This window comes from Streptomyces sp. NPDC026377, assembly GCF_055567715.1.
This window is the reverse complement of sequence record NZ_JBVHPV010000003.1, coordinates 565,914-577,281: the sequence shown is the minus strand read 5'-3', so window position 1 is coordinate 577,281 and position 11,368 is coordinate 565,914. Positions and strand designations below refer to the sequence as shown.

The following is an 11,368-nucleotide window of genomic DNA, read 5'->3' as shown; positions in this document are numbered from 1 at the left end:
ACCTCTTCTACGCCGACGACTTCGACGGCAACGGCTACCACGAGATCTTCTGGCTGTCCGGCCTGAAGAACACCGGCATGGCGCCCTGACACACCCGGGCGGGCCCGGCAGCAGGCAGGGCGAGGGCAGCGAGCCTTCGCCCTGCCGACGCGACTGGGGCCGGGCATACGGGAACTGGGTTCGGGAATGGGACTGGCGCTCGCAGCAACCAGCCGGACCGCCTCCCGCAGGTTGGCGTGTCAAGTGGAGGGGTACCGCCGTAAAGGATGCCCGTCGGCCCGACGCTTTCGTCAGTCGTGCCACGGCCCGGCCTCGTCCCTCAACCTGCTTTGAGCGAGCCTCCGTTGTTCTGAGCAAGGCCCGCTGCACCCCGTCGAAGGTCACCCTGCACTCGGCGAGCACATCCCGTACGACACCGGGCCGGGGTGATGAGGAGCCACACGGCCGGCTCAGGCCGTAGCCCGGTCGCATACGCCAACGTCTCCCTGGCCGCTCCGGTCAGCAGCACCGCCCTGGCCCCGGCCGGGATGTGATCGCCGAGTCCTCCGTCGCCAGCAGACCCGCCGCTCGCAGTTCAGCGAGAAGGACCTCGTGCAAGCGGAGCCAGGCGCCGGCCTCAGTCCAGTCCAGTCCCGGAGCCGGCACCAGGCGGTCACTCCTGAACAGCCAACGACTTGGATAGGCACATCGCGCCGGCCACGCCTGCGTCCGAGTCATCCTGGGCCAGCCCTACCTGGCTGAACCCGCCGGTCACATCACTCCGGCGAGCGCCATCTTCACCAGCTCGCGCCGCGCCTGCGGCGGCTCATACGACAAGCCGTGGCGCCGTAGCAGGGCCTGACCACTGGCCCCTCGTACCGTTGCACGTGCCGCTCAGGGGGCGGCCGGAACATGGGCGTCATACCCGGTCACTGTCCAGGCAAAGCATGGACGGTGTAGAGGAACCAGGAGTCGCACTGGGCGCACTCTCAGTCGTCGGTGTCCGCGACCGGTGTCCGGCCGCAGGTATCGATGACACAGCCGGCTTCGAGACGAAGGTGGTGGCCAAGGCCATGGTCCGCCGGGCGGTCGCGGACCGCATCCCCGTAGTGATCTGCCTATTTACGGCTTCCACTCCACGCTGGACTCGCCCTTCGTGCTGTGGCCGCAACCCATGCCGAACTTCCAGTAGCTTTTGAGTGCAGCGCCCCCCAGTCCCGCCGACCATTCCTGATCGGCATCGCCCACGAAGTACGGGACGTGCCTCGGTCGTGGGGCGGTCGGCCGTCAGGCCGCCGCAGCCGGGGATGCACCCCAGCGGTCGTAAGGGTTGGCGTCAGAGGCTGGGGTGTGGGCGGACGAGGCCGGATTGGTAAGCGACAACGACGAGCTGAGCGCGGTCGCGGGCGTGCAGTTTGGTCATGGCGCGGTGGATGTGGGTACGGGCGGTGAGCGGGCTGATGACGAGTCGGTCCGCGATCTCGGCGTTGGACAGCCCCTCCGCTGCCAGGGCCATGACCTCGCGTTCGCGGGCGGTGAGGTCGCCGAGGCTGACTGGGCCGGCGGCCGTGGTGCTCTGGTCCGCTGTGGTGAGGAAGCGGGTGATGAGAGCACGGGTGGCTTGCGGCGAGAGCAAGGCGTCGCCGGCGGCGACGGTGTGGATGGCCGCCAGGAGGTCATCGGCTCCCACATCCTTGCCCAGGAAGCCGGCCGCGCCGGCGCGCAGGGCCTGGGCGACGTACTCATCGATCTCGAACGTGGTGAGTATCAGCACGTGGGTGTCGGCAAGGTCTGGATCGGCGCAGATGGCGGTGGTGGCCGCGAGCCCGTCGGTGCCTGGCATGCGGATGTCCATGACGACGACGTCGGGACGCTCGGTGCGGGTCAGCGCGATGGCTTCGGCCCCGTCGGCGGCTTCGGCCACGACCTCCAGGTCGGGGTCGGAGTCGACAAGGAGACGGAACGTGGCGCGCAGCAGTGTCTGGTCGTCGGCCAGCAGGACACGGATCGTCATGGGGGGGCTCTTCTTCGATGGGCGGGTGAAGGGCGGGCGTACCCAGTGTCGTTCCATGATGGTGGGCAGGGCCACCGACGGGTTGCGTCAGGCGGCCCTGGCGTTGCATGGCCGCGTCGCTAGACGGTCGTCAGGGATGGGGGTTCGGGCGTGGTAGCGGCTCCGGGGGTGTGGGTGAGCGCTTCTCCTCCGATGTCTACGCGGGGCAGGACCCGTAGCAGTCGGCGGGGCATCCACCACGCTGTGTGGCCGAGCAGAGCCAGGGCGGCGGGAACGATGGCCATGCGGACGACGAAGGCGTCGAACAGGACGGCCATGGCCATGCCGAAGCCGATCATTTTGATCAGCGGGTCCGTGCCGCCGATGAATCCGGAGAAGACGGACATCATGATGAGAGCTGCCGCGACGACGACCCGGGCGCTGGTGCGCATGCCGGAGACGATCGCGTCGCGAGGGGATTCGCCGTGGGTGTGCGCCTCCCGGATCCGGGAGACCAGGAAGACTTCGTAGTCCATGGCGAGGCCGAAGACGATGCCTACCAGGAAGATCGGCATCAGGCTCATGATGGGGCCGGTGGCGTGCACGCCGAGGAGGCTCGCGCCCCAGCCCCACTGGAACACGGCGACCACCGCGCCCAGCGCGGCCAGCACCGACAGCAGGAAGCCGACGGCCGCCTTCAGCGGAACCAGCACGGACCTGAAGACGATCATCAGCAGGAGGAAGGCGAGGGTGACGACGATCCCGAGGTAGGGGATGAGCGCGTCCTGCACCTTCTGGGCGCTGTCGATGCTGATCGCGGTGGAGCCGGTGACGGCGAAGGTCGCTCCTGTGCCCGTGGTGATCGCGGCCCGCTGACCGCGCAGGGTGTGGATCAGGTCATCGGTCCTGGTGTCGGTGGGCGCGGTGGAGGGGACGGCGGACAGGATCGCGGTGGCGCCGGCCGGGTCGGACCGGGCGGGCGAGACGGAGACGATGCCCGGGGTGGAAGCGATCCTCTGGGCGATCGTGGTGGCGGCCGTGTGCGGGTCGGCCGCGCCCTGGGCGTCGACAACGATGGTGAGTGGGCCGTTGAAGCCGGGGCCGAACGCCTTGGCGAGGTTGTCGTAGGCGCGGCGTTCGGAGGTGGAGGTGGGCTTTGAACCGTCCCCGCTGCTGCCCAAGTGGAGTGAGGTCACCGGGGATGCGACGACGCCGAGACCGACGAGGGCGAACACCAGGATCGGCCAGGAGCGTCGCAGTACGAATCGGCCCCAGCGGGTGCCGCCGGATACCTTGCCCGAGTGCTGATCGCGGCGGCCGGGCGGGGCTTTGCGGGTCTTGCGGGCGAGGACGGCCCGCGGCGCGAGGCCGAGCAGAGCGGGAACGAGCGTGACGGAGATCAGGACGGCGACTGCGACCGCCCCTGCGGCGGCCAACCCCATCTTGGTCAGCGCGGGGATGCCGACGACCGAGAGACCGGCCAGGCCGATGATCACGGTGAGGCCGGCGAAGACGACGGCGGATCCGGCGGTCGCGACGGCACGTCCGGCGGCTTCCTGCGGGGGGTGTCCCTTGGCGCGCTCTTCGCGGTAGCGGGAGATGACCAGGACGGCGTAGTCGATGCCCACGGCGAGGCCGAGCATGTTGGCCAGCGACGTCGTGGTGGCCGACAGGCCCAGCGTGCTGCCCAGGGCCAGGATCGCGGCGACGCTTACGCCGACCGTGAGCAGGGCGTTGAGCAAGGGCAACCCGGCTGCGACAAGCGAGCCGAACGTGACCAGCAGCACGAGGGCTGCGGCGATGATTCCGATCCCCTCGCTCGCTCCGCCCGCGGAGGCAGGGGTGGCGAGCGCCGTGCCGCCGGCCTCCACGCTCACTCCGGCGTCCCGGCCATGCTCGACGGCCCGCTCAAGGGTGCTCTTGGCGGCGGCCGTCAGCTCCTTGGCGGGCACCTGGTAGCTCACGTTGACGTAGGCAGTGGTGCCGTCCGGGCTGACTGTGTGGGCCTTGAAGGGGTTGGCCGCGCCGGCGACCTGGGGGCCGCCCGCGACCTCGGAGACGACCTGGTCGACTACAGCCTGGTGCTCCGGCGCGGTGATCTTCTGTCCCGCCGGTGCGACGAAGACGATCCGGGCGTTGGCGCCGTCGGCGGCCGAGCGCGGGAAGTTCTGCTCGATCTGGGTGAGCGCCTTCTGGGACTCGGTGCCCGGCATCGAGAACCCATCGTCCGGCGCGGAGGGGGCCAGCGCTGCGCCGGCCCCCGCAGCGGCCAGGATGAGCACCCACATCAAGGGAAACAGCCATCGGCGCCGGAACGCCAGCCGGCCCAGTCGATACAGGTATGCAGCCATGGGAAGAGGGCCTCCAGCGCTCGTCTCGGATTACCCGACAAGGCTGCGGTGCGAGGGATGCCACGGTCGTCGTGCGGATGCCGACATTCGCGCTACTGCATCCTGCGTACGGACAGGCAGGTCACAAGTCTGCGACCAACCGATACACCACCGGGCCCCGGGCAGTGCGGAGCCGCGCGCGGGGACAAGGATCGCTCTGGCTGCCCCGTCATACAGCAGCGGCAGTATCCGCAGTCGGCGCATGTCGGCGCGTGTATGACGACAGCCACGCACCGGCCCGGCGACGATGGCTGTGAACGCGCACCCGAGGCTGGACAGGGACCCGACATGATCAGCAGATGGCGGCAAGCCCTCCGCGCCCACCCCCGCGCCGGCGACGCGATGGTGGCCGTCCTGTGCCTGGTGCTGGCCGGTCCGGGCACGATCCCGCACTTCCGCGGCGTCGACGTACCTTGGTGGCCCGCCACGCTCATCGCCGCTATCGGCAGCGCAGCCCTGCTGTGGCGCCGCGACCGGCCCCTGGCCGTCCTGGCGATCACCGCTGTCTGCGGCGCAGCGATCGGTACTCTCGGCTACCTGCCCACCATCCTGCTCCTCGCCCCTCTCCTCATCGCCCTGTACACAGCCACCCTCCGGTGCCCGCCCCGCGTCGCGTACCCGGGCGTGAGCCTGAGTGCCGCAGCTGTGATCGTCGCCGCCCTCCTCGGCGGCCCAGCGCACGAACCCCTGGTACTCAAGACCGCTGCCCCCGCAGCCTGGCTCCTGCTCCCGGCAGCCCTCGGCAGCCTCACCCGACTCCAGCACACCCTGCTGGCCGCGGAGCGCACTCGCGCCGAGCGTGCCGAACAGACCCGCGAGGAGGTAGCCCGCCACCGTGTCGCCGAAGAACGCCTGCGCATCGCCCGGGAGCTCCACGATGTCGTCGCACACCACCTCGCCCTGGCCAACGCCCAGGCCAACACCGTTGCCCGACTGCTGCACAGCAACCCCGCCCAGGCGCAGCACCTCATTGAACAGCTCACCACCACTACCGGGGAAGCCCTGCGCGAGATGAAGGCCACCGTCGGACTCATGCGCGAACCCGACGACACCGCTCCCACGGATCCCGCACCCAGGTTGACTCAACTCGCTTCCCTGCTTCATTCGTTTGCCGCAGGAGGTCTCCACGCCACGGTCACCGTCGAGGGCACGGCCCGGCCCCTGCCCCCCGGGGTTGATCTGACGGCCTACCGGATCGTTCAGGAAGCGCTGACGAACGTCACCAAACACGCCGTCACCGGACAAGCCGAGGTCCATCTCGCCTACACGAACAGCCGCCTGCGGATCGTCGTCACAAACCCGGGGCCCACTCGCGCGACGTCGTCGACCACATCCGGCTACGGCATCCTCGGTATGCGCGAACGCGCCCGGTCCGTCGGCGGAAGGCTTAGCACACACCGACAACCGGACGGCGGCTTCACCGTGACCGCCGAACTGCCAACCGGATGACCCACGCAGCTCACGCCTACCCGGCGCTGCTACTCGCCTGCCGCAACCTGGCGGAGGCGCCACACCCTATCGCTCGGTGCAGATCTACAGGCACCTGGAGGCAGACCGAAGGCTTCTGGCTGCCCACTGAGTCGTGCCGACCACCTTGATCCGTACACCCTGCCGCCCCAGGACTTCACTGTGACTGAGCGCGGCACCTGGCCTGATAGGACAGCTTCAATGCACAATAACGGCTAGCAGCAGGCGTGAAGCAGAGCTACCAGCGGGCACGCAGCACGCCGTCGCTGTCAGGCAGAACGGCGCAGAGCAGTGGGTGACATTCGTCGAGGTACGTAGGCAGCGCGCAGGCTGCCCGCGCGTCGGCCACCAGGGCGGTGAGCTCCTGGTGGCCGGTGTCGTCGACGATCGCGTGGCTGATCGTCCCGTTGTTCCCAGACGAACTCCGAGGACCCCTCCTCGGGCAGCGCGGCGAGGACCGCGTCGACATCGGGGTTCAGGTCGGGCCAGACAGTCAGCAGGGCACGCGGGCCGAGGGCGGCGCGCACCGTATGGAGGTTCTCCGGCCCGAGGCGGTGCCAGCGAGTGGCGTTGCGGATACAGGTCTCCTCCAGGAGCAGCGTCCGACGTGCGGTCAGCTGCGTGCACACGCGTCCCCAGAAGTCCGCGTCGGCGGCCTCCGAAACTTCCGGTTCGTCGAGCTCAACCGCGTAGGGCGAGGCCGCCATCGGCTCTGGGAAGAGGCCGAGTTCGCGAGTGCGGGTTACGGCGTCCGCGCAGGGCCGATGACTCCCGACATACACGTACTGGTCCCACCCGACGTGGACGGTGAACACCTCCCCCGCCTCCAGCCGGCACCAGGCGCCCTGATCGCGCAGCATGGCACGGACGAGCTCCAGAGCCACCGCGAGAGAGACCTCGGCCCCGTCGTGGTAGCCGGCCAGGTCGGGCGGGAAGAGCCCGACCAGGCCGTGCCCCTCAACCGGCGGCTCGACGCCGAAGTGGATGAAGCCGGTCACCTCGGGCTCGCGGATCTCCGGCCGGTCAACGCCCGAGGACTTACTCGACTGGCACGGCATCGACTGGGCCACATGCGAGGAGAACCTACGGCGTCCTTCCTGCTGGGGCAGGGTCAAGCGGTCTTGGAACCGGTGACGGCCCTGTTGCGAGCCGCGGAGAGGACTCGGCCGCGTCAGCAGGTGACTTCGAAACTCATGAGGATCCACGCAGTCCTCGGCCGGACGACGACGACGTCAGAGCTCGTCAACAAGGGGCTGTCACACGCGTGACGAAGACACGCTCCGTCTCCACCGGAGTCGCGGCCCACCCGGGTTCGCGCAGCGACACTGACACCCCTCTCTCTTCCTACGTACGTCGGCCTTCACCACCCACCACCAAGTGGTGAAGGCCGACGTCACGCGCCGGGGCCGGACCATGTGCCGACAGTGTCCTGTCGGCCCGGATACCGACCGGAGGGGAGATGCCTTTGCTACTTGACGGTGGCCTTGCTCTGCCTGATGAAGGCCGGGCCCGCGGCCGGCTTGACCATGGTGGAGGTCGTGGTCACGGTGGCGTTGCGTACCGTCAGCCCGGCCTTCGATCTGATCGACACCGAGGACAGGGTCAGTCCGTTGATCGGCTGCTCCGGCACGCCGATGATCTGACCGGCCGCCTCGGCGCCGGTCGCGGTGACCTTGGCGATGGTGATGCCGTGGTAGTGCGGCGCGGTGCTGGTGATCGCCTGGGCGGCGTCACCGTCCGCGGGAACCTGCGGGTAGTACCCCGTTATCTGGATCGGGGTCCTTACGCCGGTCATCGTGAGGTTCTTGTACGTGATGTCGTGGACGTCGCCGCCACGGCCCCGCGCGGTCTTGAGGCGGGCCCCCGCGCTGGTGCCGGTCAGGGTGTTGTCGTGGATGTTGATGTCGTAGACGCCGCCGCCCGTGTAGCTGCCGATGGACAGTCCATGGCCGTGCAGAATCACGCAGTTGCTCAGCGAGATGTCGTGGGACGGGCCCTGCGACGAGGAGGCGATGGCGATGTTGTCGTCCCCGGTGTCGATCGTGCTGTTGGTCACCGCGACTACCGACGACGACCACACATCGATTCCGTCGGTGTTGGGCGCGTCCGACGGCGCCGAGATCGTGATCCGGTCGACGTCGACCTTCGTCACCTTCGTGAGTGAGATATTCACGTTCGGGGCGTTCTTCAGCGTGATCCCGGTGATCTTCACGTTCGAGGTGTCGGTCGCGAGAATCAGGCCGGGCCGGGACGGCTGGGTCTGGGCCGCCTTGATCGCCGCCAGTTCTTGGCCCGCCCAGTTCTTGGCCCACCACGGGGCGCCCTGACCCTCGATCGTGCCCGCACCACTGATGGTGAGGTTCCTCGGTAGATCCCACCATGGTTGACACAACGCCAGGCCACCCCACCGCCCACCCCTCCACCTGAGACCACCCCGGACGGCTCTCACTCAAACTGCAACACCCCATGCCAGCCCACACGCCCACTCCAACTCCCACCAGAGCTGAATAACCTGGTACCGGCCGGGCGGAGCGCGGCAGTGGTCGTCATACGTGGGGAGGAACGGGTTGTGGGCTGGTACGTGCTGGTGGAGCGGGTCAAGTACGGGGAGTGGGAACTGGTGGACAAGATCTCCGTCGAAGGCGGAGAGGAGGCGGCTCTTGCGCGCGGTGAGGATACCGCTCGTACCCGTCCCCCATGGGGCAGCACCGATTCCGACCCGTGCGGCCGGCTGGTCTTCCGCACCTCACCGACGAGCTGGCTCGTTGAGCTGACCCAGTCGTCCTGGGCCAAAGGCGACAAGTCACCGACCACGTACACCGAGCACTTGAACATCCGTGTGGCCGAGCTCGTTCACGTGCAGGAGCTGGTCCCTACCGAGCCTCCCAAGAAGGGCCGCTTCGGCCGGTGAACCCCTCGCGCTGCCCTTCCCTCGCACCGACGGAAACTCCAGGGAGTGCGCGTGACGAATGATCGCGGGCCTTCTCTCCTCGGCTTGAAGTGCTTCCCGGGCGGGCGGATCCTCGTGACTGTTCCCACCCTGGACCTGCTCGCGCGGCTGTGGGAGATCGCGAGGCCGCTGATTCCGCCGTCGAAGGTGCGGCCACAAGGTGGCGGGCCAGGACACTCCGAGGCCGGAGGAGAGGACGTCGGACTTCTGCTCGTGCGAGCTCAGGGCCTCGCGCAGCAGGGTGAAGTACTCCTCGGCGCCCTTGTCGTTGATCTCGCACCCGAGGCGGGGTGGTCCCCCGGCGGTGCTCGGCGAGAACTCGTGCGCGATGACGGTTCCCTGCTTGGCCATCTGCTTGAGCACGTGGTAGATCGGGCCCGGCTTGGCGTTGGACCACTCGTGGGCGCCCCTGAATTCGAGGTTGTTGCGTACCTGGTAGCCATGGGCCCGTCCGTGCGGACCGCGCCGAGGACCAGTTGCCGTTTCACCGACATGGGCCTCTTCCTCGTAGATCATTCAGGCGAGTCCCACCCCTATACAAGTTTGACTAGGCGCGCAGTCCCCTGTAGCTTCAAAAGCCTACTCAAGTTTGATTAACGAGCCGGGGGGGGAGGCGGCACCACCACGGTGCCCACTTCGGAAGTCTCTAGTCAAGTTTGATCACCGATCGGAGGAGGGTGCTTTGCTTGACCACGATCTGGCGATCGCCGTCGAAGGTCTGCAGAAGAAGTACGGGGAGAAGCGGGTTCTCGACGGCCTCGATCTGACGGTCCGAGCCGGAACCGTCCAGGGGATTCTCGGCCCGAACGGCGCCGGGAAGACCACGGCCGTACGCATCATGTCCACGCTCCTGCGGCCCGACGAGGGGCGCGTGACGGTGGCAGGCATCGACGCAAGGTCCCGGGCCGACGAGGTGCGCTCGCGGATCGGGCTGCTCGGTCAGAGTGCCGCCGTCGATGAGGAGCTCAGCGGTCGCCAGAACCTGGAGATGTTCGGACGGCTCTACCACCTCGGCGCACGCCGCGCGGGAGTCCGAGCCGATGAGCTCCTGAGCCAGTTCGGGCTCACGGACACCGGGAACAAGGCCGTCAAGCAGTACAGCGGCGGCATGCGGCGCAGGCTCGACCTCGCGGCCTCCCTGATTTCTCAGCCCCAGGTCCTGTTCCTGGACGAGCCCACGACCGGGCTCGACCCCCGCGGCCGCACGGAGGTGTGGAACGCGGTGCGCTCCCTGGTCGGCGACGGCACGACCGTACTGCTGACCACGCAGTACCTGGAGGAAGCCGACCAGCTGGCCGACCAGATCGCGGTCATCAACCATGGGAAGGTCATCGCGGAGGGCACGGCGGACGAGCTGAAGACCAAGACGGGCGGCGACCGCATCGACATGGTCCTGCACGATGCCGGCCAACTGGCCCGCGCGGCCTCGCTCCTGCCCGGCGAAGTGACGGTGGACGAGGACCGGCGGATGGTCAGCGCCTCGGTCAGCAACCGAATGGCCGCGCTGACCGAGACCGTCCGGGCGCTGGAATGGGCCGGTATCCAGGCCGAGGACATCGCCGTACGCCGGCCCACCCTCGACGAAGTGTTCATGCACCTGACGAAGGAGGATGCCGCATGAGTGCGGCCCACACTGTCAGCACACCGCACGGCACGGGCTCGAAGCTCAGCTGGGCGGCCGTCGACTCCTGGACGATGACCCGACGCGAACTGGCCCACTGGGCCCGCCAACCAGTGCGGGTCGTCGTCGGACTGGTATTCCCCGTGATGATGCTGCTGATGTTCAGCTACCTCATCGGCGGCGGGCAGGGCGTCCAGGGCGATTTCAAGGCCTACCTGGTCCCCGGCATGCTCACCATGACCATGGCCTTCGGACTCGAAGCGACGATGCTCTCGGTCACCCAGGATCTCGGCAAGGGCGTCATCGACCGGTTCCGCTCGATGCCGATGAACTCCGGCGCCGTCCTCGTCGGCCGCAGCGTCGCCGACATGCTGCAGTCCGCGGTCGGCCTCACGGTGATGATCGCGGTCGGATACGCGATCGGCTGGCGCTGGCACGAAGGCTTCGTCTCCTTTCTGGGAGCGGTGGGCCTGCTGTTGCTGCTGCGGTTCGCGATGCTGTGGATCGGCATCTACCTGGCCATGGTCGCGGGCAAGCCGGAACTGGTGCAGGCCGTGCAGATCCTGGTCTGGCCGGTCAGCTTCCTCTCCAACGCCATCGCCTCGCCCGAGTCGATGCCCTCCTGGCTCGGCGCGATCGTGGAGTGGAACCCGATGTCGGCGACGGCCACCGCCGTCCGCGGTCTGTTCGGTAACCCGGGCGGAGCCGCTGACTCCTGGGCCGCCCAGCACGCCGAACTTCTCGCGCTGGTCTGGCCGGTGGTCCTGATCGCGGTGTTCCTCCCGCTGGGAGTGAAGAGATTCAGGGGTTTGAGCCGCTGACGATCCCGGCTCCGGCCTTTGATCCACCAACCGGATCGGATGTCCGGGTCTCCGTGCGTCCACTGGCCAGTGGCCCGAAGGCGACGGCCTCGTCCGCTTTCGGGCCCGGCACGCCGTCGGGCGCACCACCCGGCATTCGGCTGCCAC

The 11,368-nt window shown here is 68.5% G+C and carries 8 protein-coding genes and 2 pseudogenes; 4 read left to right on the top strand and 6 right to left on the bottom strand.

Features of this window, described 5'->3' with window-relative positions:
- Positions 1-531: 531 nt before the first annotated feature.
- The 3 genes and pseudogenes from ACZ4MU_RS10360 to ACZ4MU_RS10350 all read right to left on the bottom strand — a co-directional run.
- A pseudogene (locus ACZ4MU_RS10360) lies at positions 532-686 on the bottom strand (IS5/IS1182 family transposase); the annotation flags it as partial.
- Between the two features lie 629 nt (positions 687-1,315).
- Positions 1,316-1,993, bottom strand: coding sequence for a response regulator transcription factor (locus ACZ4MU_RS10355; RefSeq protein WP_467873555.1), 678 nt, complete (start codon positions 1,991-1,993; stop codon positions 1,316-1,318).
- Positions 1,994-2,112: 119 nt separating this feature from the next.
- Complete coding sequence (locus ACZ4MU_RS10350; protein ID WP_467873552.1) at positions 2,113-4,323, bottom strand: MMPL family transporter; 2,211 nt, start codon at positions 4,321-4,323, stop codon at positions 2,113-2,115.
- 327 nt (positions 4,324-4,650) lie between these two features.
- Here ACZ4MU_RS10350 and ACZ4MU_RS10345 point away from each other — a divergent pair, with 327 nt between their 5' ends.
- Complete coding sequence (locus tag ACZ4MU_RS10345; protein WP_467873549.1) at positions 4,651-5,811, top strand: sensor histidine kinase; 1,161 nt, start codon at positions 4,651-4,653, stop codon at positions 5,809-5,811.
- A 287-nt stretch (positions 5,812-6,098) separates the two neighbouring features.
- On the opposite strand, the gene ACZ4MU_RS10340 is transcribed toward ACZ4MU_RS10345, so the two are convergent.
- Both ACZ4MU_RS10340 and ACZ4MU_RS10335 read right to left on the bottom strand, forming a co-directional pair.
- A complete protein-coding gene (locus ACZ4MU_RS10340; protein ID WP_467873547.1) occupies positions 6,099-6,944 on the bottom strand; it encodes a hypothetical protein in 846 nt (281 codons plus the stop codon).
- Positions 6,945-7,297: 353 nt separating this feature from the next.
- Positions 7,298-8,221 carry a glycoside hydrolase family 28 protein gene (locus ACZ4MU_RS10335; protein ID WP_467873544.1) on the bottom strand — a complete coding sequence of 308 codons (924 nt, stop codon included), beginning with the start codon at positions 8,219-8,221 and terminating at the stop codon, positions 7,298-7,300.
- A gap of 177 nt (positions 8,222-8,398) precedes the next feature.
- On the opposite strand from ACZ4MU_RS10335, the gene ACZ4MU_RS10330 reads away from it, so the two are divergent.
- Entirely contained in the window at positions 8,399-8,740 is a 342-nt protein-coding gene (locus ACZ4MU_RS10330) for a hypothetical protein (RefSeq protein WP_467873612.1), read from the top strand.
- Between the two features lie 216 nt (positions 8,741-8,956).
- On the opposite strand, the pseudogene ACZ4MU_RS10325 reads toward ACZ4MU_RS10330, so the two are convergent.
- A pseudogene (locus ACZ4MU_RS10325) lies at positions 8,957-9,273 on the bottom strand (PadR family transcriptional regulator); the annotation flags it as partial.
- A 188-nt stretch (positions 9,274-9,461) separates the two neighbouring features.
- Here ACZ4MU_RS10325 and ACZ4MU_RS10320 point away from each other — a divergent pair.
- Positions 9,462-10,400 (top strand): ATP-binding cassette domain-containing protein, encoded by a 939-nt coding sequence (locus ACZ4MU_RS10320; protein ID WP_467873541.1) that lies wholly within the window; start codon positions 9,462-9,464, stop codon positions 10,398-10,400.
- Entirely contained in the window at positions 10,397-11,221 is an 825-nt protein-coding gene (locus ACZ4MU_RS10315) for an ABC transporter permease (protein ID WP_467873539.1), read from the top strand. Before ACZ4MU_RS10320 ends, ACZ4MU_RS10315 begins: the two co-directional genes overlap by 4 nt.
- Positions 11,222-11,368: the final 147 nt, after the last annotated feature.

Coding starts and splice junctions, on each gene's coding strand:
- ACZ4MU_RS10350 (WP_467873552.1), bottom strand. CDS start 4,323: ATGGCTGCATACCTGTATCGACTGGGCCGGCTGGCGTTCCGGCGCCGA.
- ACZ4MU_RS10345 (WP_467873549.1), top strand. CDS start 4,651: ATGATCAGCAGATGGCGGCAAGCCCTCCGCGCCCACCCCCGCGCCGGC.
- ACZ4MU_RS10315 (WP_467873539.1), top strand. CDS start 10,397: ATGAGTGCGGCCCACACTGTCAGCACACCGCACGGCACGGGCTCGAAG.
- ACZ4MU_RS10355 (WP_467873555.1), bottom strand. CDS start 1,993: ATGACGATCCGTGTCCTGCTGGCCGACGACCAGACACTGCTGCGCGCC.